This window comes from Streptomyces sp. NPDC007896, from assembly GCF_042959425.1.
GTDB lineage: Bacteria > Actinomycetota > Actinomycetes > Streptomycetales > Streptomycetaceae > Streptomyces.
In genome coordinates this window covers 184,113-207,047 of the sequence record NZ_JBIBKX010000006.1, presented here as the reverse complement: position 1 = coordinate 207,047, position 22,935 = coordinate 184,113, and the positions used below count along the sequence as shown (strand labels likewise).

The 22,935-nt window shown below is 70.8% G+C and carries 22 protein-coding genes and 7 tRNA genes; 19 read left to right on the top strand and 10 right to left on the bottom strand.

The annotated features are described in order from the left end of the window. Positions 1-95: 95 nt before the first annotated feature. The 3 genes from ACFZDJ_RS21110 (at position 96) to ACFZDJ_RS21100 (ending at position 2,054) form a co-directional block, all read left to right on the top strand. Complete coding sequence (locus ACFZDJ_RS21110; RefSeq protein WP_054230606.1) at positions 96-302, top strand: hypothetical protein; 207 nt, start codon at positions 96-98, stop codon at positions 300-302. 439 nt (positions 303-741) lie between these two features. Further along, on the top strand, positions 742-1,680 hold the full coding sequence (locus tag ACFZDJ_RS21105; RefSeq protein ID WP_391060728.1) for a phosphotransferase: 939 nt from the start codon (positions 742-744) through the stop codon (positions 1,678-1,680). A 74-nt stretch (positions 1,681-1,754) separates the two neighbouring features. After that, positions 1,755-2,054 carry a zf-TFIIB domain-containing protein gene (locus ACFZDJ_RS21100; RefSeq protein WP_054230604.1) on the top strand — a complete coding sequence of 100 codons (300 nt, stop codon included), beginning with the start codon at positions 1,755-1,757 and terminating at the stop codon, positions 2,052-2,054. A 67-nt stretch (positions 2,055-2,121) separates the two neighbouring features. Here the strand turns inward: ACFZDJ_RS21100 and ACFZDJ_RS21095 are convergent. The 5 genes from ACFZDJ_RS21095 to ACFZDJ_RS21075 all read right to left on the bottom strand — a co-directional run bounded on the left by ACFZDJ_RS21095 (position 2,122) and on the right by ACFZDJ_RS21075 (position 2,599). After that, positions 2,122-2,196 (bottom strand) — tRNA-Val (locus tag ACFZDJ_RS21095). A gap of 38 nt (positions 2,197-2,234) precedes the next feature. Further along, positions 2,235-2,306 (bottom strand) — tRNA-Val (locus tag ACFZDJ_RS21090). A 34-nt stretch (positions 2,307-2,340) separates the two neighbouring features. Continuing rightward, positions 2,341-2,412: transfer RNA gene (locus tag ACFZDJ_RS21085), tRNA-Val, on the bottom strand. A 1-nt stretch (position 2,413) separates the two neighbouring features. Continuing rightward, a tRNA-Cys gene (locus ACFZDJ_RS21080) sits at positions 2,414-2,487 on the bottom strand. Positions 2,488-2,526: 39 nt separating this feature from the next. Next, positions 2,527-2,599: transfer RNA gene (locus ACFZDJ_RS21075), tRNA-Gly, on the bottom strand. 156 nt (positions 2,600-2,755) lie between these two features. Here ACFZDJ_RS21075 and ACFZDJ_RS21070 point away from each other — a divergent pair. The 3 genes from ACFZDJ_RS21070 to ACFZDJ_RS21060 all read left to right on the top strand — a co-directional run bounded on the left by ACFZDJ_RS21070 (position 2,756) and on the right by ACFZDJ_RS21060 (position 5,523). After that, entirely contained in the window at positions 2,756-3,805 is a 1,050-nt protein-coding gene (locus tag ACFZDJ_RS21070; RefSeq protein WP_168507353.1) for a chorismate-binding protein, read from the top strand. A 1-nt stretch (position 3,806) separates the two neighbouring features. Continuing rightward, positions 3,807-4,628 carry an aminotransferase class IV gene (locus ACFZDJ_RS21065; RefSeq protein WP_384906212.1) on the top strand — a complete coding sequence of 274 codons (822 nt, stop codon included), beginning with the start codon at positions 3,807-3,809 and terminating at the stop codon, positions 4,626-4,628. A 70-nt stretch (positions 4,629-4,698) separates the two neighbouring features. Beyond that, positions 4,699-5,523, top strand: a complete 825-nt coding sequence (locus ACFZDJ_RS21060; RefSeq protein WP_391060726.1) for a GNAT family N-acetyltransferase — start codon at positions 4,699-4,701, stop codon at positions 5,521-5,523. Between the two features lie 63 nt (positions 5,524-5,586). Here ACFZDJ_RS21060 and ACFZDJ_RS21055 read toward each other — a convergent pair whose 3' ends face one another. Further along, entirely contained in the window at positions 5,587-6,105 is a 519-nt protein-coding gene (locus ACFZDJ_RS21055) for a DsbA family protein (RefSeq protein ID WP_391060725.1), read from the bottom strand. Between the two features lie 171 nt (positions 6,106-6,276). On the opposite strand from ACFZDJ_RS21055, the gene ACFZDJ_RS21050 reads away from it, so the two are divergent. Together ACFZDJ_RS21050 and ACFZDJ_RS21045 are read left to right on the top strand one after the other, a co-directional pair. Then, positions 6,277-6,723, top strand: coding sequence for a hypothetical protein (locus tag ACFZDJ_RS21050; RefSeq protein WP_391060723.1), 447 nt, complete (start codon positions 6,277-6,279; stop codon positions 6,721-6,723). Between the two features lie 144 nt (positions 6,724-6,867). Beyond that, on the top strand, positions 6,868-7,020 hold the full coding sequence (locus ACFZDJ_RS21045; RefSeq protein ID WP_168490065.1) for a hypothetical protein: 153 nt from the start codon (positions 6,868-6,870) through the stop codon (positions 7,018-7,020). Positions 7,021-7,087: 67 nt separating this feature from the next. Here ACFZDJ_RS21045 and ACFZDJ_RS21040 read toward each other — a convergent pair whose 3' ends face one another. Together ACFZDJ_RS21040 and ACFZDJ_RS21035 are read right to left on the bottom strand one after the other, a co-directional pair. After that, positions 7,088-7,645: a CGNR zinc finger domain-containing protein gene (locus ACFZDJ_RS21040; protein WP_101406215.1), complete on the bottom strand. Its 558-nt coding sequence runs from the start codon at positions 7,643-7,645 to the stop codon at positions 7,088-7,090. 553 nt (positions 7,646-8,198) lie between these two features. After that, positions 8,199-8,612, bottom strand: a complete 414-nt coding sequence (locus ACFZDJ_RS21035) for an SsgA family sporulation/cell division regulator (RefSeq protein WP_003959770.1) — start codon at positions 8,610-8,612, stop codon at positions 8,199-8,201. A gap of 191 nt (positions 8,613-8,803) precedes the next feature. Here ACFZDJ_RS21035 and ACFZDJ_RS21030 point away from each other — a divergent pair, with 191 nt between their 5' ends. The 7 genes from ACFZDJ_RS21030 (at position 8,804) to ACFZDJ_RS21000 (ending at position 17,078) form a co-directional block, all read left to right on the top strand. Further along, positions 8,804-9,238 (top strand): TIGR02611 family protein, encoded by a 435-nt coding sequence (locus ACFZDJ_RS21030; RefSeq protein WP_390936738.1) that lies wholly within the window; start codon positions 8,804-8,806, stop codon positions 9,236-9,238. A gap of 180 nt (positions 9,239-9,418) precedes the next feature. Then, positions 9,419-9,493 (top strand) — tRNA-Val (locus ACFZDJ_RS21025). A 1,015-nt stretch (positions 9,494-10,508) separates the two neighbouring features. After that, complete coding sequence (locus ACFZDJ_RS21020) at positions 10,509-11,798, top strand: extracellular solute-binding protein (RefSeq protein WP_391060721.1); 1,290 nt, start codon at positions 10,509-10,511, stop codon at positions 11,796-11,798. Positions 11,799-11,809: 11 nt separating this feature from the next. After that, the gene (locus ACFZDJ_RS21015; RefSeq protein ID WP_384906206.1) at positions 11,810-12,766 is read left to right on the top strand and encodes a carbohydrate ABC transporter permease; all 957 of its coding nucleotides are present in this window, start codon (positions 11,810-11,812) and stop codon (positions 12,764-12,766) included. Further along, positions 12,763-13,635: an ABC transporter permease subunit gene (locus tag ACFZDJ_RS21010; protein ID WP_390936732.1), complete on the top strand. Its 873-nt coding sequence runs from the start codon at positions 12,763-12,765 to the stop codon at positions 13,633-13,635. Before ACFZDJ_RS21015 ends, ACFZDJ_RS21010 begins: the two co-directional genes overlap by 4 nt. A 1-nt stretch (position 13,636) precedes the next feature. After that, positions 13,637-14,266, top strand: a complete 630-nt coding sequence (locus tag ACFZDJ_RS21005) for a hypothetical protein (RefSeq protein ID WP_391060718.1) — start codon at positions 13,637-13,639, stop codon at positions 14,264-14,266. Between the two features lie 79 nt (positions 14,267-14,345). Next, on the top strand, positions 14,346-17,078 hold the full coding sequence (locus ACFZDJ_RS21000) for a Tat pathway signal sequence domain protein (protein ID WP_391060717.1): 2,733 nt from the start codon (positions 14,346-14,348) through the stop codon (positions 17,076-17,078). 21 nt (positions 17,079-17,099) lie between these two features. Here ACFZDJ_RS21000 and ACFZDJ_RS20995 read toward each other — a convergent pair whose 3' ends face one another. Beyond that, positions 17,100-19,490 carry an SCO7613 C-terminal domain-containing membrane protein gene (locus ACFZDJ_RS20995; protein WP_391060716.1) on the bottom strand — a complete coding sequence of 797 codons (2,391 nt, stop codon included), beginning with the start codon at positions 19,488-19,490 and terminating at the stop codon, positions 17,100-17,102. Between the two features lie 89 nt (positions 19,491-19,579). Between ACFZDJ_RS20995 and ACFZDJ_RS20990 the strand changes: the two genes are divergently transcribed. After that, entirely contained in the window at positions 19,580-20,026 is a 447-nt protein-coding gene (locus ACFZDJ_RS20990) for an SRPBCC family protein (protein ID WP_384906201.1), read from the top strand. 62 nt (positions 20,027-20,088) lie between these two features. After that, positions 20,089-20,160 (top strand) — tRNA-Val (locus ACFZDJ_RS20985). A 56-nt stretch (positions 20,161-20,216) separates the two neighbouring features. On the opposite strand, the gene ACFZDJ_RS20980 is transcribed toward ACFZDJ_RS20985, so the two are convergent. Further along, positions 20,217-20,942: a 3'-5' exonuclease gene (locus tag ACFZDJ_RS20980; RefSeq protein WP_168490056.1), complete on the bottom strand. Its 726-nt coding sequence runs from the start codon at positions 20,940-20,942 to the stop codon at positions 20,217-20,219. 170 nt (positions 20,943-21,112) lie between these two features. Here ACFZDJ_RS20980 and ACFZDJ_RS20975 point away from each other — a divergent pair, with 170 nt between their 5' ends. Together ACFZDJ_RS20975 and ACFZDJ_RS20970 are read left to right on the top strand one after the other, a co-directional pair. Further along, positions 21,113-21,679, top strand: coding sequence for a DUF4365 domain-containing protein (locus ACFZDJ_RS20975; protein WP_168490055.1), 567 nt, complete (start codon positions 21,113-21,115; stop codon positions 21,677-21,679). Beyond that, on the top strand, positions 21,676-22,911 hold the full coding sequence (locus tag ACFZDJ_RS20970; RefSeq protein WP_390936723.1) for a hypothetical protein: 1,236 nt from the start codon (positions 21,676-21,678) through the stop codon (positions 22,909-22,911). The genes ACFZDJ_RS20975 and ACFZDJ_RS20970 overlap by 4 nt, the downstream gene beginning before the upstream one ends. Positions 22,912-22,935 lie beyond the last annotated feature (24 nt).

The window sequence follows — 22,935 nt, the reverse complement described above, 5'->3', positions numbered from 1 at the left end:
TAGATTTGAGGTCAAGCGGCGGGTGCAGCACTCGTCCCCCGAGGTCAGACACCCGCCGCTGCCAACCACATAGATGCTCGGTCAGGAGAGGGACCATGGCCCACACGGCACCGCGGACGGCGATCCGCACAGGACGCAAGGCGTACAGCGCCGCGTTCCGCCCGCGTCGTCAGGGTCAGCGCCACCCCTTGGTGGCGACAGCGATGGTCCTTCCCCTGGCGGCCCTGCTCGTAGTCGTCTTCGGCGGCTGGGACGCGGTGGTCACACAAGCGTCGTCCGTGGGCGTGATGCTGGGGCGCTGAGCGGCGCCCCAGGCCCGGAAGAGCGGTCCGGGCGGGGACATCCGGCCATGAAACCCCGTGGGGACGGGGGTGCGGCGGACGGCACAAATGCCCGCGCAGCTGGGGAGCTGCGCGGGCATTGTTTTGCCCTGACACCGGGGTGGACCGGTTTCCCCGGCTGCGGGCCGATGGGGGTTGAGCGCGCAGTTCCCCGCGCCCCTGAAGGGGCGCTGCGCACATCTTTCAGCCTGTCCGGCTTGTGAGGACGAGGCCGTCAGGCCGGTGGGGCGCCGGGGCGCAGCCCCGTGCCCCAGGGGCGCGGGGAACTGCGCGACCGGCCCCCACCGGCCCGCAGCCGAAGAACCCACCCGGGGGTCTGGGGCGGAGCCCTCAGGGATGGGGCGGCGGGGGCGGAGAACGTACGCTCGCGAGGTACCGACCGCACACCCCAGGGGGCCCCGTGACCGCAGACGTGCTTCCCGCCCTGACCGCGGGCGCGCGCACCACGGCCCACCCCGCCGACACCCCCTGCACGCACCACGACTCCGTGCTCGCCGACCGCCACGACGGCACCGTCGTCCGCCACGGCGACACCGTGGCCAAGGCCCACGCCCCCGGCACGGACCCCGCCGAACTCTCCCGCCGTCTCGAGCTCGCCGCACACCCCGCCCTCACCGGCACCCTCCTCGCCCCGCTCCGCCCGAAGCCCGTCGACCTCCACGGCCGCCTGGTCACCTTCTGGCCGTACGGCACCCCGGTCGATCCGAAGACCCCCGAGGCCGCTCCCTGGGAGGCGGCCGCGACCCTGCTGGCCCGCCTCCACCGGACCCCCGCGCCGGACGGCCTGCCGCCCATGCGGGGCCCCGCCAAGGCGGCCCGGGCGATCGCCCGGCTGCGGACGGCGGGCCCGCACCCGGCCGCCGCCCCGGTGCTGCGCGCCTGGGCTGCCCTGCCCGCCTGGGCTCGCGCCGAGGCCCCCATGCCGCCCGCGGGGACCCTCTGCCACGGAGACCTGCACCTCGGCCAGCTCGTCCGCCACCCCGCGCCGAGCGGCCCCTGGCTCCTCATCGACGTGGACGACCTCGGCGTGGGCGTCCCGACCTGGGACCTGGCCCGCCCGGCCGCCTGGTACGCCTGCGGCCTGCTCCCGCCCGACGAGTGGACCCGTTTCCTGACCGCCTACCAACGCGCCGGCGGCCCGGCCGTACCCGCCGACGGCGACCCCTGGCCCGCTCTGGAGGTGGCGGCCCGCGCCCTCACGGTGCAGACCGCGGCCCTGGCGATCGCCAAGTCCGTGGGGGAGGACCGCCCCTTGGACGAGGTGCAGCAGGCCGTGATCGACGCGTGTGACCGAATGGGAGCCGTCCCGCCCGAGTTGGCGCAGGGCCCGACCGCGTAGGGTGCAACCGTTCGAGGCCGGACAGTGTCTGTCCTGGCGGAAGCGGTACCGAACGGCGAGGAGTTGAGCCGAGCATGCAGTGTCCGAAGTGCCATGCGCCGATGCACACGTACAACCGCAATGGCGTCCAGATCGAGCAGTGCAGCGGCTGCCGCGGGATATTTCTCGACTACGGCGAGCTGGAGGCGCTGAGCCGCGTGGAGTCCCAGTGGTCGCAGCCCGCGCCGCCCCCGCCCGCCCCGCAGGCCTACCCGTCGGCGCCCGCGCCCGCGTGGGGCGCTCCGCAGCACGGCGGACACGGAGGCCACGGCGGCGGTCACTACGGCGGTCACCACCGCCACAAGAGCTTCGGCCACATGCTCTTCTCCTCCTGAGTACGACCGGAGGAACGACCTGACACCACGAAGCCCCCGACCGTACGAGACGGCCGGGGGCTTCGGCTGGTGCGCGATACTGGGATTGAACCAGTGACCTCTTCCGTGTCAGGGAAGCGCTCTCCCGCTGAGCTAATCGCGCAGGTGAACCTGCAGATGGTGCGGGTGGTGCGTACTGCGTGCGCGATACTGGGATTGAACCAGTGACCTCTTCCGTGTCAGGGAAGCGCTCTCCCGCTGAGCTAATCGCGCGGGGATCCGGATGGATCGAGTCCTTGCGGACCAGTGGACGATACTGGGATTGAACCAGTGACCTCTTCCGTGTCAGGGAAGCGCTCTCCCGCTGAGCTAATCGTCCTTGGAGGTGGAGACGGGATTTGAACCCGTGTAGACGGCTTTGCAGGCCGTTGCCTCGCCTCTCGGCCACTCCACCAGGAGTGTGGGGGTTCGGGATGATCCCCCTCTTCCTGCGAGCGGACGACCAGGTTCGAACTGGCGACCTCAACCTTGGCAAGGTTGCGCTCTACCAACTGAGCTACGTCCGCGTGTCGTTTCCGTTCGGCTTGCGCGTCCCGGCGACGTGTTGAACTCTAGCGGATTCCCGGGCCAGCACAAAAACGCGTTTGCGCAGCGTGCTGCGGTCTGTCCGGCAAAGGACACGGTCAGGGCACCCGCAGGTCACCCGACCTAGACTCGACTGCGTGCTCGACCTCCCTCCTCTCGCCCGTTTCGGTGGCCTCGTAGCGACCGGTCTCCTCGACGTCACCAGCGACCCCGCGGCCCTGGACTCGGCCGGTTTCTGGGCCGTGGCGGCCGACTTCGAGGGCAGCCTGGTCTGCGCCCGCTTCGCCGACGTACGCACCGAACCCGTGCCCGCCCCCGTCCCCGGGCAGTGGCGGGGACCCGCCTCCGGTGACTGGACGTCCTCCCTCGACCACGCCGCGTACACCGCCGGCGTACGCCGCATCCGCGACCACATAGCCGCCGGTGAGGTCTACCAGGCCAACCTCTGCCGCGTCCTGTCCGCGCCGCTCGCCCCCGACGCCGACATCGACGCCCTCACCGCGCTGCTCGCCCGCGGCAACCCCGCCCCCTACGCGGGAACGATCCGCCTGCCCCGCCACGGCGTCGAGATCGCCACCGCCTCCCCCGAACTCTTCCTGCGCCGCACCGGCTCCGTCATCGAATCCGGCCCCATCAAAGGCACCGGACGCACCGAGGCCGACCTCCTCGACAAGGACCACGCCGAGAACGTCATGATCGTGGACCTCGTCCGCAACGACCTCGGCCGCGTCTGCGCCACCGGCACCGTCACCGTCCCGGACCTGTGCGTGGTCGAAAAACACCCCGGGCTCGTCCATCTCGTCTCCACCGTCCGCGGCCACCTGCGCGCCGACATCGGCTGGCCCGAACTGCTGGCCGCCGCGTTCCCGCCCGGCTCCGTCACCGGCGCCCCCAAAACCAGCGCCCTGTCCATCATCGACGCCCTGGAGACGGCACCCCGCGGCCCCTACTGCGGCGGCATCGGCTGGGTCGACGCCGACCGCACCACCGCACAGCTCGCCGTCGGCATCCGCACCTTCTGGACCGACCGCGCCGAAGGCGTCCTGCGCTTCGGCACCGGCGCCGGCATCACCTGGGGCTCCGACCCCGAAAGGGAATGGCAGGAGACCGAGCTGAAGGCCGCCAGGCTGCTCGCGGTAGCGTCGGGACAGTACGGAGACGCGTACGAAAGTGGAAGGACTCTCTGACGTGAAGATCTGGCTCGACGGCGGTCTGCAGGACATGGAGTCCGCCCGCGTCTCCGTCTTCGATCACGGACTGACCGTGGGCGACGGCATCTTCGAGACCGTGAAGGCGGTGGAGGGGCGGCCGTTCGCGCTGACCCGTCACCTCGACCGGCTGGCCCGCTCGGCGCGCGGCCTGGGGCTGCCCGAACCCGACCTCGACGAGGTGCGCCGCGCGTGCGCCGCCGTCATGGACGCCAACCCGATGCCGCTCGGCCGACTGCGGATCACGTACACCGGTGGCTACGGCCCGCTCGGCTCCGACCGCGGCGAACACGGACCGACCCTGCTCGTCGCCCTCGGCGAGTCCACCCGGCGTCCCGACTCCACCGCCGTGATCACGGTGCCCTGGACCCGTAACGAGCGCGGCGCCCTCACCGGCCTCAAGACCACCTCGTACGCCGAGAACGTCGTGGCCCTGGCCCGCGCGCGTGAACAGGGCGCGAGCGAGGCGCTGTTCGCCAACACGGTCGGGCGGCTGTGCGAGGGTACGGGGTCGAACGTCTTCGTCGTCCTCGACGGCGAGGTCCACACCCCGCCCGTCGCCTCCGGCTGTCTCGCCGGCATCACGCGCGCGCTCGCCGTCGAGTGGACCGGCGCCCGGGAGACCGATCTTCCGCTGGATGTCCTGGAGCGTGCGGACGAGGTCTTCCTGACGTCCACGCTGCGGGACGTGCAGGGTGTGCACCGGGTCGACGGACGCCAACTCCCGGGCGTGCCGGGCCCGGTGACCGCCAAGGCCATGCGGGTCTTCGAGGAGCGGGCCGGAAACGACCTCGACCCGTAGACGTCGCTCGTGGTACGTCAGCGCGCAAAACAGGATGACGACGGGGCACGGGACGGGTAGAACACCCCTGATGACCACCACCCTGCGGCCGACCGAGCCGCTTCAGCGCGGAGCCGACGGGGCGCTGTCCCGCCGCTACCAGGTGTGCGTGAACAGTCGTCCCGTGGGCGGGATCCACCTCTCCACGCATCCGGAGTACGGCCCCACCGTGGCCCGTGTCGGGGAGCTGTACATCGAGGAACCCGACCGTGGGCGGGGCCGGGGCACGGTGGCCGTGCTCGCGGCCGAGGAGGTGACCCGCGGCTGGGGCTGCAAGCGCGTCGAGACGTCGGTGCCCGGGGACGCGGACGGCGTGCTCCGGCTCGCCACGACCCTCGGGTACGAGCTCAGCAACCGCGTCATGACGAAGCGCCTGGACGGCCCCGGCCCCGAACTGCCCGCGGGCAGTGTCGCCCGGCCCATGACCGAGGCCGAGTACGTGCCCTGGCTGGCGAAGGAGCGCGAGGGGTTCGCCCGCTCGCAGATCGAGCGGGGTGTGCCCGAGGCCGAGGCGTACCGCAAGACGGACCAGGGGCTCGCCCGGTTCCTGCCGGACGGAGTGGCCAGCGAGAACACGGTGCTCGGCGTCCTGGAACACGAGGGGATCCCGGTCGGCACGCTGTGGCTGGGCCTGTGGCCCGACGCGGCGTTCGTGCTCGGGGTCGAGACCGACCCCGAGCACCGGGGCCGCGGCCACGGGCGCACCCTGATGCTGCTGGCCGAGGCCCGAGCGGTGGCCGGCGGGAAGGACCGCATCGGCCTCAACGTGTTCGCGGGGAACACCCCGGCGGAGAAGCTGTACGAGTCACTCGGCTATACGACGAGCGAGTACTACCTCTACAAGAACCTGCTCTGAACCACTTCGCGAGACCTCCTTGCGAGACCGCTTCGCGAGAACGAGTGCTTACGAGAACGAGTACTACTCGCCTTCGGCCAGCAGGCGGTCGGCGATCTCCTCGATGCGCTCGCGCAGGCCCTCCTGGCTCTTGCCGCCGTCGAGCCGCTCGCCGCCGATGACGTACGTCGGGGTGCCGGTCACGCCGATGGCCTTGCCCTCGGCCTGGTCGGCGTCGACGATCAGGATGTGCCGGCCGTCGATCAGGGCGGTGTCGAACTCCTCGGCGTCCAGACCGAGTTCGCGGGCCACCTCGATCAGGAAGGACTCGCCCTTGCGGTCCAGTTGCTCGACACGGTCGAGGACCGCCTCGACGTACGGCCAGGTCCGGCCCTGCTCCGCTGCCTCCTCGGCGGCCTGCGCGGCGGCGAAGGCGTGCTTGTGCTTCTCCAGCGGGAAGTGCCGCAGCCGCAGCTCCAGACGGTCGCCGTAGCGGGCGCGCAGCGCGCGCAGGTCGGCGAGGGCGCTGCGGCAGTCGGGACACTGGAGTTCGCACCAGACGTCCAGGACGGCGGTGGCGCGGGCTGCGGAGGAGTCGTTCATGGCACCCAGTCTCCCAGCCCCGCCGACGGCACCCCAACCGGGACCTGGGGAGGACCCCGACCCGGAGATGTCCCTGAGGTCCGCCCGGAGCATGGCATATCGGGCGTGGGGCGGTGCAGGATGGAAGGGACGAACCGACCCGCTCTGCCGAGCCCTGCCCTGGAGGACCGGATGATTGCCGAGACCGTCTGTTCCGCCGTCTCCGCGGCCGGCATCGGCATCGCCGCGGTCACGGCCTACCGCAAGCGGTTCCTCTCCGCCGCCCGCATCGCCGCCTACTCGCTGGTGCCGGTCGGCCTGGTGATGACCGGGGTCGTCGGCTGGCTGGCCGACACCGCCTTCAGCCCCACCGCGTGGGCGGGCTTCGCCGTGTTGGGTGTGGCCTGGCTGCTGTTCCTGACCACGCGGGCGGTGGAGCGGCGTGGCGGCGGGACCCGGAAGGAACGCAAGGCGGCCGCCAGGGCCGCCCAGCGGGAGGCGGTGGCCCCCGCGGCCTCGGCGCCCTCGCTGAGCCAGGGCTCCCGTCCGGCCGCCCGGCCCGCGACGACGCCTCGGGCCGCGGGCTCCGACGACGACTTCAGCGACATCGAGGCCATCTTGAAGAAGCGCGGCATATGACGGGCTGAAACGACACAGAGGATCATGGGAGAGCGCGGAAACGATCACGTTCGTGCCTGCTCATCGCGGATATTGGCGAACTCCCGGTCATTCCGGGCGTGTTGATCGCGGAGCGGGTGGTGGCTGCGTCATCATCGCCGCGAGATGCTGGACACAACACAGAGCGACACCGCCGCCCCTCCCGAGGAGCCGCGGGGTTGTCTCTACGCGCTTTCCCAGCCACCGCTGATGATCTTCCTTGCGGTGATCGGCTGTCTGCTGCTCATGGCTTCGCTGCACGACCTGCTGCTGCTCTGAGCCGTACACGGAGCCCCTGGCGTCACCCGCCGAGGGCTCCGTCAGCCCGCCGAGCGTCCAGCGTCCGTCAGCCCGCCGCTTCCTTGCGGCGTGCCCGGTACGCCGCCACGTGGAGGCGGTTTCCGCAGGTCCGGCTGTCGCAGTAGCGGCGCGAGCGGTTGCGGGAGAGATCCACGAAGGCGTGCCGGCAGTCCGGGGCCTCGCAGCGCCGCAGCCGGTCCTGCTCTCCGGCGACCACGAAGAACGCCAGTGCCATCCCGCAGTCGGCCGCGAGATGGTCGGCGACCGAGGCACCTGGCGCGAAGTAGTGCACGTGCCAGTCGTAGCCGTCGTGGTCGGTGAGCCGGGGGGTGGTGCCCGCGACGGCGACCAGTTCGTTGATGAGACCCGCGGCGGTACGGGGGTCGTCGGCGGCGAAGACTCCGGCGAACCGGCCGCGGATCCCGTGTACGGCCGCGAGGTCGTCCTCCGACAGCACGCCGACATCACTGATCCCGTGTTTTCGTACGAAATCGGCGAGGGACGCGACGTCCGGGAGCCCGTCCGTCGTGTCGTTCTCCGGCGCGGTGTTCACCAGGTCCACCACGGCGTCGAGGGACCGCCGGGTGTCGTGGGTGATCAGCACGTTTCGCTCCCTGGCCTGGGGGTCGGGCGGGCGCCCTCCGATGCTGGCCGATGGTAGTGGCTTCCTGGCGTGGGGGAGCGAGGGCGGTCGATCTGTACGCGGTCAGCCGCGCCTCCGGGCCGGTCCACGGGCGAGTTCCGGGCGAGTTCACGGGCCCGTCCACGGGACACGAAGGTCACCCTGAACACCTCCGGAAGCCTCAGCCGCCGTCCGGGCCGGCGCTGGGCCTGGTGGGCCCCGTGGGTCCGCCAGGCGTGCCCTGCCCGGACTGTCGGCCCGACCCGGCGTCTGCCCCGCCCCGTGCCCCGGGCGGAGCCCTCATCGGCCTCGTCGGGGTCCCCGCCCGGACAGGGCGAAGGCCCGCCCCGGCCACGCACCCCGGTGCTGGAGCCGTTGAGGCCTGCCGTCGACCGCGCGCACCGGCGCCGCCACCGCGGGAGTCCGCGGCGACGGCGCCGGTGTTCGTGCCCATCGCGGTTGTGCCCATTGCAGATGTTTAGGCCCGAGCCGTCTCCCCGAGTGGACGGCGCCGGGCGGCTCTATGGGGGTCTCGTCAGCTCTCGGCCAGGATGTGTGAGAGCTCCGTGTCGAGATCGAAATGCCGGTGTTCCGTGCCGGGGGGCACGGCGGCGTCCGTTCGCTTCAGGAACGATTCCAGGGCCCGCGCCGGGGCTTCCAGCAGGGCCTCGCCCTCTGGGGAGCTCAGGGCGATGCATACGACGCCCTGGCCATGGCTCCGGGACGGCCAGACTCGGACGTCGCCGGTACCGGTGGGCCGATGCAGGCCCTCGGCGAGGAGGTCGCGGGCGAACACCCACTCGACGGTTTCCTCGGCTCCGGTGTGGAAGGTGGCGTGCACGGCGTAGGGATCGGCCGTGTCATACCGCAGTCCTGCGGGTACAGGCAGTGAGGACTCGCTCGACACAACGAGGCGCAGGTGCAGCTCGCAGCTGACCGTGGTGTTCATAAGCGCCAGGGCCTTTCGCTCAGTGTGCGCTCGGGGATTCGCACGTCGGCGAAATCGACATGCCACCTACGGTGCCGTTGTAAACCCCTCTGAGTGTTTTGCGTGTCTTTACGTAACTCTTCCGGCCGAGAGTACGTTCGCCGGATAGGGCCATTCCGGTGACTGGTTTCTCTCCGGTAGGGTTTGGCCGTATGAATACGGGGAGTGACGAGCCGGGCGAGGTCGCCACGGCCGATGGTGAGACGAAGATCGAAGGGTCGCTCGGATCGCGGGCGCCGGAATTCATCAAGGCCCGCCGTGCACTGCATCTGAGCTGGCAGGTGGGTGTTTTCGTCGTGGGGCTCGCGGTGGTCGGCGCCGGCGTGATCATGCTTCCGCTGCCGGGCCCCGGCTGGCTGGTGATCTTCGGTGGCATGGCGATCTGGGCGACCGAGTTCGTCTGGGCACAGCTGGTGCTCCGCTGGACGAAGCGCAAGGTCACGGAGGCGACACAGCGAGCACTCGACCCGAAGGTGCGGCGCCGCAACATCATTCTCACGAGTGCCGGTGTCGTCATCGTCGCGACCCTTGGTGGCGTCTACCTCTGGAAGTTCGGCGTCCAGATGCCGTGGAACATCCAGGAATGACCGACGGGTGGCGCGACCCGGGGCCGGACTCGTGACGCGACCCGGGGCCGGACTCGTGACGCGACCCGGGACGGGACTCGTGACAGGACCCCTTCCCGCACTGCTCCGAAGGCCCCTCCTGGAGGCCCGCGGGCTGGTCCGAGCCACCCTCTGACATGGGGTAATGTTCTCCCTGCGCCCGGGCGATTAGCTCAGCGGGAGAGCGCTTCGTTCACACCGAAGAGGTCACTGGTTCGATCCCAGTATCGCCCACCAGCACGACAGGCGACCCGGTTCCACGCACTTCGTGGGCAGGGTCGCCTTCGTCATTTCCGCACCACGCCGCAGGGCGGGGGAGCACGCCCCCACGACATCGGCGGACCGCACTTTGCGTACCAGCACCAGTACCCGGTACCGGTACCAGTACCCAGCACCGGCACCGGGTACCAGTCTCGAAAGCGGTACCGCGCTCCCCGCGAGGACGTCGGACCCGGACCCGGAGTCACGGTCGCAGCCGTCATCGGACCCGGTGGCGTCCCGTCCGGTGGTGCAGCCATGTGGACCACGTGGACCACGCGGCTCCGCTCGCCCATGTCCGGCGCGGGACGTCGGCCGGACCGCCGCGCAGTCGCCCGCGCTGCTCGCGGGCATCGCCGCCGGGATGCGGCGCGGCGGTGGGCGCGTCGCAGGCATTGACCTGCTGTTACCGGCATTGACCCGCTGTCGCAGGCGCTGACCTGCGAAGTCTCGAACTCCGCATCGCTACGCCGCTTCGCGGGACGCACCCCCGCATCGACCCGTCGACCCGGGTGAACGCCGGACCGACGCGAGCGAGCCGCCCTTCGGACGCGCACCAGCCGCCCGCTCGCATCGGCGCGACCCGCCCGGGCCCATCCAGATCCGCCCAGATCCGCCCGGGTCCGTACAGACCAACCCGAGCCCCTCCACCTCCCCACCAACACCACCCACACGCACGCCGGTTCGACACCACCCCCTCGCGAAGACCCACCCCCAACCCCCGCCCGCGCGGCGGTTGTTTTCGGCCCGGCCCCACACTCGCCCGACGGGTCGTTTTCTGTTCGACACCCCGACCGCGCGCCCCGGACCTGCACACTCGGGCGCCTCCATGGGAGCGGCGCCCCCAACACCCGCCGCCACGCGGCCGAACCGCGTCACATCAATTCCTGTCCGAATCATTGACGCGCCTGGAAGCCCTCCGTACCTTGTGCCAGCAAGCGCTTACTTGAAACGATTCATGCAGGTGGCAACGACGTCGCGGGGAGGCCCGACTATGGGTAACAACGGGAGTGTTGAGAGGCGAACGGTCCTCAAGGCGGCCGGAGCTTCACTGGCCACGCTGGGGCTGGCCGCGGCGACGGGCTGCGGCGGGGACAGCGGCAGTTCCGGGGACGGGACGGTCACGATCCGGTACGCCTGGTGGGGTGCCGACGAGCGGGCGAAGAAGATCAACCAGTCCATCGCGCTCTTCGAGAAGAAGTACCCGAAGATCAAGGTGAAGACCGACTTCCAGGATTACGTGGCCTTTTGGGAGAAGTTCCAGACCCAGGCCGCCGGTGGAAATCCCCCGGACGTATTCCAGAACGCGGTCGGATTCCTGCGGAAGTACGACAAGAGAGGCATCCTGCTCGACCTCAAGCCTCAGATAGAAGCGGGAAATCTGAGCCTCGACAACTTCCGCGCCGGAGTGGAGAAGGTCGGCCAGGTCGACGGAAAGCAGCTCGGTATTCCGGTCGGATCCAACACCATGTCACTTGTCATCGACGAGAAGGTGTTTGAGAAGGCGGGTATCAAGCCGAAGCAGGGCTGGACCTGGGACGAGTACTTCGCCGCCCTGAAGAAGATCCACGACACCCAGAAGCTGCCCGGGGACACCGGCTACTTCAGCATCATGTACCTGTACGACCTCTACCTCCGGCAGAACGGCAAGGCGTTCTTCACCAAGGACGGACTCGGATTCGACGAGGCAGACCTGACGGAGTGGTGGACGGACGGCTACAACCGCGTCAAGGCGGGCATCGTCACCGACCCCAAGCGGGTCGAGCAGGACAAGCCCAAGTCCTCGCTCTCGGCGGCCCACGGCGCCTCCGAGTTCACCTGGGACAACTTCACGGTCCGCTACACCGCCGAGGGCACCAGCACCTACGGCCTTGCGCCGATCCCGACCACCGACGGCAAGCAGACCGGTCAGTACCTCGCCTCCCTGATGCTGAGCGCCTCCGCCCGCACCAAGCACCCCAAGGAAGTCGCCCAGTTCATCAACTTCATGGTCCACGACCCCGAGGTCGGCAAGATCATGGGCTACGACCGGGGCATCCTCGCCACCACCGAGCAGTTCGACGCGTACAAGCCGACCGACGCGCCCAACCAGGCGATCGCGAAGTACGAGACGGATGTCGCCGCGGCCGGAGTGCTCGGCACCATCACCCCGCACCCGGCCGGAGCCGACACCTGCGAGTCCGCCTTCCTGCGCATCGGCGGTGACATGTCGCAGGGCACGACCAAGGTCGCCGACGCGGTCAAGCAGTTCTTCTCCGAGGCGAAGACCGCCCTCGCCGCCTGATGGGATCCGCCGTGACGCTCGTCAAGGACTCTCCGCCCGACGCCCCGGAGATACGCCCCGAGGCCCCCGCCGCCAAAAAGCGGCGGGGGCGCCGGGAAAACCTCGCCGGCTATCTCTTCATGTCCCCGTGGATCGCGGGCTTCCTGCTGCTGACCGCGGGCCCGATGGCCGCCTCCCTCTACTTCGCGTTCACCGACTACAACCTCTTCAATTCGCCGAAGTGGGTCGGCTTCGACAACTTCACCAAGATGTTCCACGATCCGCGGTGGCAGAAGTCGGTCGAGGTGACGGCCAAGTACGTCGTCATCGGCACCCCGCTCAAGCTGCTGCTCGCGCTCGGAGTCGCCCTCCTGCTCGCGCAGAGCCGCCGAGGGCAGGCCTTCTACCGGGCCGCCTTCTACGCCCCGTCGCTCATCGGTGCGAGCGTCTCCATCGGATTCGTGTGGCGCGCGCTCTTCTCCGACGACGCCATCGTGGACCGCACGCAGTCGTTCCTCGGTTTCCACACGGGAGGGTGGGTCGGCGACCCGAACTGGGTGCTCTACAGCCTGGTCGCGCTCACCGTCTGGCAGTTCGGCGCACCCATGGTGATCTTCCTCGCCGGACTCAAGCAGGTGCCGAGGGAGCTGTACGAGGCAGCGGAGGTGGACGGCGCCGGACCGTTCCGCAGGTTCTGGAACATCACCCTGCCGATGATCTCGCCGGTGCTCTTCTTCAACGTGCTCCTGGAGACCATCCACTCCTTCCAGATCTTCGGCTCCGCCTACGTGGTCTCCAACACCCAGTGCGGACCGGCCGACGCCACGCTCGTCTACACCTGCTACCTGTACCAGAAGGGCTTCAAGGAGTCCCAGATGGGCTTCGCGTCCGCCATGGCCTGGATGCTGCTGCTCGCCGTGGCGCTGGTGACGGCCGTCCTCTTCTGGTCCCAGAAGCGGTGGGTGCACTACGAGGAGGACGCCCGATGAGCACCACCCTGCGCAAGCCCCTCGAAGCCGGCAGCCGCAGGCGCACCGGCTCGCTGGTCTGGCACATCGGCGCCCTGCTGATCCTCGCGGTCGTCCTCTATCCCGTCATCTGGGTCATCGGCGCCTCGTTCAAGCCCAGCCGGGACATCATCGGCAGCCTGAACCTGTTCCCGACCAGCCCCGTCCTCGGCAACTTCAAGGGCCTGGCCGACGGCATCGCGGACATCTCGATCGCGACCTTCTTCCAGAACTCCCTCTTCTACGCGCTCGGCTCCGTCGTCGGCATCCTCATCTCCTGCTCGCTGACGGCCTACGCCTTCGCCAAGATCCGGTTCGCCGGCCGGAACCTGCTGTTCTCCCTCATGATCGGCACGCTTCTGCTGCCCTATCACGTGCTGCTCATCCCGCAGTACGTGATGTTCCAGAAGATGGAACTGGTCAACACCTACGTTCCGCTGCTGATCGGCAAGTACCTGGCCACCGAGGCGTTCTTCGTCTTCCTCATGGTCCAGTTCATGCGGAACCTGCCGCGCGAACTGGACGAGGCGGCCCGGCTCGACGGCTGTGGCCATCTGCGGATCTACTGGTCGATCGTGCTGCCGCTGTGCCGCCCCGCCCTCATCACCAGCGCGATCTTCACCTTCATCAACGCCTGGAACGACTTCATGGGGCCGCTGATCTACCTGAACGAGCCCAGCAAGTACACGGTCTCGCTCGGCATGATGATGTTCCGCGACCAGGAGGGCGTCGCCAACTACGGCGGCATGATCGCGATGTCGCTGGTCGCCCTGCTGCCCGTACTCCTCTTCTTCCTCGCCTTCCAGCGGTATCTGATCGACGGTATGGCGACCTCCGGACTGAAGGGCTGAGATGGCCACCAGCCGGCTGCGGGCGCGGGCGGAGCAGAAAAGGCGTGCGAAGGCGCGCAAGGCACCCCGCGAATCCGTCCTCGCCGAACGTTTCGGCGTGTTTGCCGAGTGTCTGCTCACTGGAGTGTGGATCGCGGTGGCCTCGCTGCCGCTGGTCACCTACCCCGCGGCGTTCGCGGCCGGTGCACGGCATCTGCGGCGGCGTACGTCCCACGAGGCGGGTGGCCTGAGGGAGTTCGTCGCCGACTTCCGGGCCGCCGTCCGGGGCGGCTGGATCGCCGGAGTCGCCGGCTGGGCCGCGGCGGCCGCGGTCTGGGTGGACGTCCAGGCCGTGCGCGCCGGGATCCCCGGCGGCCCGCTCGTCGGGGCCGTCGGCCTCTTCGCCCTGATCGGCCTCGCCGTGGCCGGGCTGCGCGCGGCGGCCGTCTGGGAACCCGGCGCCGCCTGGCGGGCGCTGCTCGCGGAGGCAGGACGCCGTACGGTCCTCGATCCGGCCGGCTCATTCCTGCTCGTGGGCGGACTGGCCGTCGTGGCCGCTTCCGCCCTGTTCATCGCGCCGCTGGCGGTCCCCGTCCTGGGGGCCGTCGCGGCGGCGGCCGTCGCCGTCGAGGCGCGCCACCGCCGCCGCTGAGCTCCTCGCAGGTCGGCGCCCCCGGCGTCGTACCTCTCTCTGTCATGCCCCTGACTTCCCCGCACGGAAAGGAAAGGCCATGTCTCCCATCCCCCGCAGGTCCCTGCTGAAGGCGGCCGCAGTCGCCGGAGCCGCCGCACAGTTCAGCTGGGCCCTGGGAAGCACGAACGCGCAGGCCGCCGCCAGATCCGAGGCCGCCGACACCGACCCCGTGACCCTGGACTGGCTGGAGGACGGCGCCCTCGGTGCCGCCCCCGGCTCCACCGTCGGAGTGCCCTGGCCGAAGGGCGCGTACCAGCAGGACCAGACCTTCGCGCTCACCGACGCCTCCGGCAAGGACGTGCCGGTGCAGTCCTGGCCGATCGCGTACTGGCCGGACGGCTCCCTCAAGTGGACGGCGCACGCGGTCAGTTCCGGCTCCGGGAAGCTCACGCTCGCCGCCGGTGCGCCCGCCGCCCCCGACAAGAAGGTGACCGTCGACAAGAGCGGCGGCAGCATCGACATCTCGACCGGCGTCATCACCGCGAAGATCGGCAAGAGCGGCTCCACCCTCGTCACATCAGTGAAGCGCGGCTCCACCGAGATCGCGAAGGACGGCCGGCTGGTGCTGATCCGCCAGCCCGAGATCGAGGACGACGACCAGGGTGCGGAGAAGTACGAGCGGTTCGAGAGCGTCATCGGTGAGGTAACGGTCGAGCAGGAGGGCCCTGTCCGTGCCGTCGTCCGCATCGACGGCAAGCACCGCAAGGGCAGCCGCAGTTGGCTGCCGTTCTCGATCCGGCTGTACTTCTACGCGGGTGCCGACTCCTTCCGGATGGTGCACACCATCACCTTCGACGGGAAGCAGGAGCCGGGGAAGACGAGCGGCGACTTCATCCGCGGCCTCGGCGTCCGCTTCAACGTGCCGATGCGCGACGCTGCGTACGACCGGCACATCCGCATCGGCGGCGACGGCTCCGGTCTGCTGCGGGAGGCCGTGCAGGGCATCACCGGGCTGCGCCGCGACCCGGGCGCGGCCGTGCAGGCGGCCCAGTTCGCGGGCGAGAAGCTGCCCGCCCCGTCCACCTGGGACCAGCGGGTGACGACCCGCCTCCAGTACATCCCCGAGTGGGGCGACTACACCCTCTCCCAGCTCTCCGCCGACGGCTTCACCCTGCGCAAGCGCACCAAGAAGGGGCACGGCTGGATCGGCGCGGGCGGTGGACGCCGGGCGAGCGGGTTCGGTTACGTCGGCGGGGCGAGCGGCGGTCTCTCCTTCGGCCTCAGGGACTTCTGGGAGAAGTACCCGGCGCAGCTCGACATCCGTGACGCGGCGACCGACGAGGCCGAGGTCACCCTCTGGCTCTGGTCGCCCGAGGCGCAGCCCATGGACCTGCGCTTCTACCACGACGGCATGGGCCAGGACACGTACGCCGAACAGCTCGAAGGCCTCAACATCACCTACGAGGACTACGAGCCCGAGTTCGGCACCCCGTACGGCATCGCCCGCACCTCCGAACTCCTCTTCTGGGCCAACGAGTCGACGCCCACGCCCGAAACGCTTGCCGAACAGGTCGCGGCCGTACGGGTGTTGCCGCAGCTGGCCGCCCCGCCCAAGCAGCTCATCAGGGCCAAGGTCTTCGGCGGCCTCTTCTCCGAGCCGGACCGCTCCACCGCCGCCAAGGCGAAGATCGAGGACCACCTCGACTTCCTCTTCACCTATTACAAGGACCAGGTGGAGATGCGCCGTTGGTACGGCTTCTGGGACTACGGCGACTTCATGCACTCGTACGACACCGTGCGCCACCAGTGGCGCTACGACGTCGGCGGCTACGCCTGGGACAACTCCGAGCTGTCGCCCGACATCTGGCTGTGGATGGCCTATCTCCGCTCGGGCCGCTCGGACATCTTCCGCTTCGCCGAGGCGCTCACCCGGCACACCGGCGAGGTCGACGTCTACCACCTCGGCCAGTGGGCGGGCCTCGGCACCCGGCACGGTGTGCAGCACTACGCCGACAGCGCCAAACAGCAGCGCATCGCCAACACCACATACCGCCGCTATTACTACTACCTCACCGCCGACGAGCGGGTCGGCGACCTCATGCACGCCAACGTCGACTCCGACGAGACGTTCCTCGTCCTCGACCCGATCCGCAAGATCCGCACCGAGCCGTACACCCCCGACCGGCACGCCCTGTCCATCGGCTTCGGCACCGACTGGAGCGGTCTGGTCTCGGCCTGGCTCACGGAGTGGGAGCGCAAGGGCCCGAAGTGGGAGAAGGCCAAGGCGCGTGTGCTGTCCACGATGGAGACGATCGCCGCCCAGCCCAACGGCTTCGTCCAGGGCAGCGGGCTCTACGACCTCGACACCGGCAGGTTCGCCATCGCCTCCGCGCCGGTCGTGTCGGTCTCGCACCTCTCCGCCGTCTTCGGCCTGAACGAACTGTGCGCCGAGCTGATCGACCTGGTCGACGTGCCGAAGTTCAAGGAGGTCTACCTCGACTACTGCCGCTACTTCAACGCCACCAAGACCGAACAGGCGGCACGCTACGGCTCCAACTTCGGCTCCCTGTTGCTGTTCCAGGGCCACTCGCGCCTCGACGCGTACGCCGCCGTCCAGACCGGCGACGCGACGCTCGCCAAGCGCGCGTGGACGAAGTTCTACAGCTCCGACGGGTACATGGAGTCCTCGCCCTGGAAGACCGAGCCACTGAGCGGCCCGGTCACGCTGGTTCCCGGCAGCGAGGCCAACTGGGTCAGTTCGAACGACAGCGCCCTGTACGGCCTCGCCGCCATCGAGAACCTGGCCCTGCTCGGCGACAAGATGCCGTAGCCGTTCCCGGCCGGGGGCGCGTCAGCGCATCCGGCCGAGAACGTCCCGCACGCGTCGCGCGTCCCGGATCCGCTGCTCGTACGTCGCACCGAGTGCGAGCAGCACCAGACCGGCGAGGGCGGGAGGCACCCAACGGGGCAGCGCGCCCGCCATCTGCACGAGGTACGGGGCGAGTTCGTGCAGGGCGTCCAGCGCGAGCACGCCGCCCCCGAGGACGAGCGGGGCCCGCAGTCGGAGTCGGGCACCCACGAGGGTGACCGTGAGGGCCGCGACACCGAGCAGCAGGGGTCGCGGCCAGTCCGGGTCGGTCCACGCCGTCAGGAGACTCGGCACGAGCGTGACGGACAGCCCCGCTCCGTACGCCGTCCAGGACGAGGTCAGCGGATCCTTGCGGCGCCCGACCGCCCCCACCAGCAGCGCCGGGACGGTCACCGGCAGCGTGTACGCCTCGACGCAGCCGACGCCCCAGCCCGCCAGCCGGACCCAGGTGGCCAGCAAGAACAGGGCGGTGGCTACGTAACCGGCGGACCGCCGGTCCTCTCGTACGGCGGTGCCCGCGGCGATCACTCCGCACAGGGCCAGGACCAGGGCCAGCAGCGGCGGGTCGGTCACCGCGAGGCCGACGGCGAGCAGCCCGGCGACGGCGCCCGTCACCTCGACGGGCACGCGCGCGGGGGAGTCGGCGAGGCGTGCCGCGAGCAGGGCCGCGACGACCGGTACGAGGAGCACCAGCAGCGCGATGTGCTGCGCCTGCCAGCCGAGGGACGCGCCCACGGCACAGGCCAGCGCGGTGGCGTACGTGAGGGCGGCGACCGGGGCGAGCCGCGAGCGCCCGGACACGGCGGAGAACAGCACGGTCAGCGTGGCGAGGACGCCGAGGGTCGTGCCCTCGGCGGCGAGGGAGAGGCACGCGAGGCTCACCGAGCCGACAAGGGCCAGGAGGAAGGGGACCGGGCGCGCCTTTGCCGAGCGGGCGGTGTACGCCGGCGCCGCCACGATCGTGAGTCCTTGCGCCGACAGCCCCGCCCAGTAAGGGATGTCGAGAGCCGCGGGAAGGACGAGGACGGCCGCCCAGGCGAGGGCCGACGCGCCGATCGTCGCCCTGGGGCGCCACTCGGTACCGCGGACGGCCACGGCCAGGACGGTGGCGACGACCACGAGGACGAGCGGTGCCGTGGCCGCGTACGCAGGCCAGGGGACGCCGTCGGTCGTGACCGCCTCGCGCGCGGTCGAGGGGGCTCCGGTCCACACGCGCCCCACCCAGGCCACCGGGCCCAGCAGCGCGAGAGCGACCGGCGGCAGTGCCCACACCACCGCGACCGCCTGCACGGAGCCGGCCGTCAGGGCGAGGCCGCGCCTCATCGGCTCGGGGAGCCGGGTGCGTACGGCCGCCAACAGGGCCACAGCGCAGACCAGATACCCCGGAACCGTCCAGTCGCCCGGAAGCGACGAGCGCGGGACGCCACCGAGCGCGGCGACCGTGAGCAGGCCGCCGGCCGAGGCGACCCAGGTGGCGACGTTCGTGTCCGGCAGCCGCCACGCCGCCGCCAGAGCGATCGCCCCGGCGAAGAGGAGGAGCGCCGCCGCACGGGCGACGGCGCTCGGACCGGTGGCCGTCCAGGACAGCCAGCCGGCCGCGAAGGAGCCCCAGCCGCCCAGCCCGTACGCGCCCACGGCGGCGACGAGACGTACGGACGGCACGGGCACCCGGAGCGCGACGGCCGTGTCGAGCGCCGCCGTGACCAGCAGCGCGGCCGTCATGACGGGGGCGCCCGCGTCGGCCGCGGCCGCCCAGAGGATCAGCGGGAGCTGCGCGGCGGCCAGCGCGGTGGGCAGGGGCAGGCGCAGCGGGAGCCGCTCGGGGGCGGCCGGTTCACCGGTCGGTCGGCGCGGCCCGCCGAGTGCGAGTCCGTACGCCGTCCACAGGGCCGCCAGCAGGGCCGACGCGATGGCCGCGTAGCCCAGGCCGTTCGTATCGGGGAACGCGACCTCGTGCAGCGCGTACCCGTCCAGGACCGTCAGCGCGAGTCCCAGCCCCGCCACGGCCTCCGCCGTCGAGCGCAGTCTGTGCCGGAGCAGGAGCACGGGCGAGCCGAGCGCGGCCAGCGTCACCGCGCCCAGCACCAGCGACCGCCCGGCGATCCCCATCCGGCCCCAGCTGACCAGCGTGAACGCGATCGCGGCGACGGTCAGCAGGATGCCGCCGAGAACGAGCAGCACGTTCTGGACGCGGGGCGCCGTGGTCTCGGGCCGGCGTGCGGGCGGGGGCGGGGTCGGCGGAGCCACGGGCGGCCGGAGCGCGGTGATCAGCCAGGCGCGGCGGGCCAGCAACAGGGCCCGGCGCGCGTCGAGTTGCCGCAGCTCGGTGTCGAGGAGCCGCAACTCCTCGGCCGGGGGCGGAATGTGGGTCATACCTCGGGAGTGTGGCCCCGGTCACCTTCCTCGGCATGAGTGCGCGTACTCACGCCGTACTCAGCTGCCGGGTCGGGCACACTCCGTCCATGGACTGGAGCCATTACCGCTTCCGCAGTGTCTGGGCCCTGCCCGCGCCGCCCGCCGAGGTCTACCCCGTTCTCGAACGGGCCGAGGACTACCCGCGCTGGTGGCCCCAGGTCCGTGAGGTGACCCGGATCGACGAGCGCAGCGGCACCATGCGCATCCGCTCGTTCCTGCCGTACGACCTGGTGTTCACGGCGCGCGAGCTGCGCCGCGACCCGGTGGCCCGGGTCCTGGAGATCGCGATGGCGGGCGACATCGACGGCTGGGCGCGCTGGACGCTCACCACCGCCGGGTCGGGCACCCGCGCCCAGTACGACCAGGAGGTCGACGTGAGCAAGCCGCTGCTGCGGCGCTTCGCGGTGCCGGGACGACCGGTGTTCCGCGCCAACCACGCCCTGATGATGCGCGCGGGACAGCGCGGACTGGCGGCCCGACTCACGGGTGACTGAAGGCTCATCTCGAAGCGGTTTGAACCACACCCGCAGGGACCTGTATTGTTCAGTGCGTTCCCGGGCGATTAGCTCAGTGGGAGAGCGCTTCGTTCACACCGAAGAGGTCACTGGTTCGAACCCAGTATCGCCCACCCGGAGAAGACCGGTCCGTCGCAGACGGACCGGTTTTTCGTTGCCCCGCGCGGGCTCAGGCCGCCGCCGGCAGTTCCGGACGCAGCGGCCACGCCGGATCCACCGCCTCCGGCGAACCGCTGCGCGCGAACCACGCCTGAAGGCCGCGCGCCTGTGCCGCGTGCCACACCGCCTGCAGGGTGTGCAGCTCGGCGGGGGAGAGCCGCTCCAGCCGGGTGGCGAAACGACGCCCCACCGCTCGTACGACCTCCATCGCGGCCAGTGCGTCCGCCGCCGCGTCGTGCGCGCCCTCCAGCACCACGTCGTAGTGCGCGCACAGGTCGGTCAGGGTGCGGCGGCCCTTGCGATAGCGGTCCAGATGTTTGTCCAGAACCCGCGGATCGAGCACGCGCAGCGGCGCCGGCTCGAACCACCGGTCGAGACAGGTGGCGCGATGGCGGCGCAACTCCCGGTCCAGGAGCGTCAGATCGAACGGCGCGTTCATCACGACGAGCGGGCGGCCCGCCGCGGCCTGTTCGCCCAGCACCCTGGCTATCTCGTCCATCACCGGCGACGGCCAGCGGCCGTTGCGCTGAAGGTGTTCGTCTGTCAGCCCGTGCACCGCCGTCGCACCCGCGGGCACCGGCACTCCCGGGTTCACCAGCCAGCGGGTCACCCGGGGCCGGGAACCCGCGGCGTCCTGGACGACGACGGCGGCCGACACGATCCGGTCGGTCTCGACGTCCACGCCCGTGGTCTCCGTGTCGAACGCGGCCAAAGGGCCTTCGTACCAGCACGTCATACGTACACAACTCCTCGTTCACCCACGGCAGCTGACGCACCGTCTTCTGCCTGTTTGGTGATACCCGGGCTGTTTGCGCCGTACGCCGGAAGGAGACAACACAGGTACGGGTCTTTGCAGTTCAGCGGCCCGTCGCGGGGAATCACTTGGCTTGGAAGGCTGTTGGACTCATGGCACTCGCGCAGCCCGAGCGGGGCGGGCTGCTGCCCCAGCGGACGGCACCCCATCGCGGCACACTCGCCACCACCGCCTGCATGGAGACCTTGCAGGTGGGCTACTTGCACGCCGTCGCGGCCGCGGCGGGCTGTTCGCTGTCCCAGCCCTTTCCCGACAACGGCATCGACTGGCACGTCAGCCACAGCGCCCCCGGGCACACGGTCGACGACGAAGTCACCATCAAGGTGCAGCTCAAGTGCACATACCAGATCCCGCCGAACCCGCCCGGGCCCGCCTTCTCCTTCACGCTCGACAACGAGCACCTGGCGAAGCTCGCCCGCACCCCGGTCTCGGTGCACAAGATCCTGGTCGTGATGCTCGTGCCCAGGTCCCAGGACGACTGGCTGCGCGCCAGCCACGACCGCCTCGACCTGCGGCACTGCTGCTACTGGATCAACCTCGCCGGCCACCCGATCACCGGCCGGCGCCGGACCACCGTGCGGATACCGACCTCGCGCATCTTCGACGACAGGGCGCTCTGCGAGATCATGACGAGGGTCGGGACGGGAGGGAAACCTTGACACACCGCCCCATCGACTCCATCGGCGAACCCCTTCGGCCGGTCAGGCCGCACCCCGTCGACTCCCACTGGACCGAGCCGCCCGAGCCGGGCCAGGTCGACCCCGCCGTCCTCAGCGCGCTGCTGCACCGCCACGGCTGGCAGCGCCGCGGCGGAGCGGCCGGACGGTACGGCCGGTGGACCCCACCCGGGCCCGGTGGCGGCGGCACGAGCCTGCTCGTGCCCGAGAACCGGGCCTTCCCCGACAGCGACGACCTCCTCGGCGAGGCGCTCGTCGCACTCTCCCGCAGCGGCGCGCCGTCCGCCCGCGACGTCCTGGTCGCCCTCGCCGTGCCCAGCGACGAGATCCGCTGGTGGCGCGATGTGCCGACAGGGCCCGTGGGCGCCACGTCCTGGAGTGTGGAGGAGCGGCTGCGCTCGGCCGCCCGCTCGATGCTGCTCGCGGCGGCGCTCGCCACACGCGCGCGTGCGGGCTATTACGGCGCCCGTCACCGCAGGCCCGCCGCCGCTTCCCTGGAGAACGTCCTCGTCGGAGCCGACCCCGGCGGGCGCCGACTCACCGCCTTCGTGCCCGTCGACACCGGCCGTCCGCTCTCCGTACGCCTGCACCAGGCGCTGTACGCCGCCCGCGAGGCCATCGACTATCAGCGGGCCACCGGCGGTATGGACGCCTTCGACGCGGCCGTCGAGGCGGGCGTCAGCCATGAACTCACCGAGGCCGTCGTCGCCCTCGTGCGCGGCACGGAGGGCGCCCGGATCGCCGTCGAGTGGGCGCCCGCCGCCGGGGTCCCCGAGGGCTGTGCGGCGCCCGACGAGGCCGTCGAGTTCTCGCCCGGCGACCTGCCCGTCCTGCGCGAGGCCGGGGCCCGCTATCTGCGCGCCGAGCCGTCCGTACCGGTGCGCCTCACCGGTGCCGTGGTGCGGATGCGCAGGTCCCAGCCGCGCGGCGAGGGCACGGTACGGCTACGGGTGATCGCGGGAGCGGAGGTCCAGCACGTCCGCATGACGCTCGACGAGGAGGCGTACCGGATAGCGGGCCACGCCCATCTGGTCGGGCTGCCGGTGCGGGTGCTGGGGCGGCTGGAGAGCCGCGGCGGCTTCCGCCGGCTCACCGACGCCTCCGGGGTCGTACCGGTGCAGGTGGACGAGGCGGAGCGGGACCGGCTGATGAAGTCGCTCCAGGAGACCGCAGAGATCACGGCCTTCTTCGAGGAGGCGTGCGGCGGGGACTGAGGGCTTTGTGGAGCTTTGCCGGTA

Excerpts from the sequence above, each read along its gene's own strand:
- ACFZDJ_RS20975 (WP_168490055.1), top strand. The coding sequence starts at position 21,113 with ATGGCACTCGCGCAGCCCGAGCGGGGCGGGCTGCTGCCCCAGCGGACG.
- ACFZDJ_RS20990 (WP_384906201.1), top strand. The coding sequence starts at position 19,580 with ATGGACTGGAGCCATTACCGCTTCCGCAGTGTCTGGGCCCTGCCCGCG.
- ACFZDJ_RS20980 (WP_168490056.1), bottom strand. The coding sequence starts at position 20,942 with ATGACGTGCTGGTACGAAGGCCCTTTGGCCGCGTTCGACACGGAGACC.
- ACFZDJ_RS21030 (WP_390936738.1), top strand. The coding sequence starts at position 8,804 with ATGAATACGGGGAGTGACGAGCCGGGCGAGGTCGCCACGGCCGATGGT.
- ACFZDJ_RS21045 (WP_168490065.1), top strand. The coding sequence starts at position 6,868 with ATGCTGGACACAACACAGAGCGACACCGCCGCCCCTCCCGAGGAGCCG.
- ACFZDJ_RS20995 (WP_391060716.1), bottom strand. The coding sequence starts at position 19,490 with ATGACCCACATTCCGCCCCCGGCCGAGGAGTTGCGGCTCCTCGACACC.
- ACFZDJ_RS21055 (WP_391060725.1), bottom strand. The coding sequence starts at position 6,105 with ATGAACGACTCCTCCGCAGCCCGCGCCACCGCCGTCCTGGACGTCTGG.
- ACFZDJ_RS21010 (WP_390936732.1), top strand. The coding sequence starts at position 12,763 with ATGAGCACCACCCTGCGCAAGCCCCTCGAAGCCGGCAGCCGCAGGCGC.
- ACFZDJ_RS21100 (WP_054230604.1), top strand. The coding sequence starts at position 1,755 with ATGCAGTGTCCGAAGTGCCATGCGCCGATGCACACGTACAACCGCAAT.
- ACFZDJ_RS21050 (WP_391060723.1), top strand. The coding sequence starts at position 6,277 with ATGATTGCCGAGACCGTCTGTTCCGCCGTCTCCGCGGCCGGCATCGGC.
- ACFZDJ_RS21060 (WP_391060726.1), top strand. The coding sequence starts at position 4,699 with ATGACCACCACCCTGCGGCCGACCGAGCCGCTTCAGCGCGGAGCCGAC.
- ACFZDJ_RS21005 (WP_391060718.1), top strand. The coding sequence starts at position 13,637 with ATGGCCACCAGCCGGCTGCGGGCGCGGGCGGAGCAGAAAAGGCGTGCG.
- ACFZDJ_RS21035 (WP_003959770.1), bottom strand. The coding sequence starts at position 8,612 with ATGAACACCACGGTCAGCTGCGAGCTGCACCTGCGCCTCGTTGTGTCG.
- ACFZDJ_RS21000 (WP_391060717.1), top strand. The coding sequence starts at position 14,346 with ATGTCTCCCATCCCCCGCAGGTCCCTGCTGAAGGCGGCCGCAGTCGCC.
- ACFZDJ_RS21020 (WP_391060721.1), top strand. The coding sequence starts at position 10,509 with ATGGGTAACAACGGGAGTGTTGAGAGGCGAACGGTCCTCAAGGCGGCC.
- ACFZDJ_RS21110 (WP_054230606.1), top strand. The coding sequence starts at position 96 with ATGGCCCACACGGCACCGCGGACGGCGATCCGCACAGGACGCAAGGCG.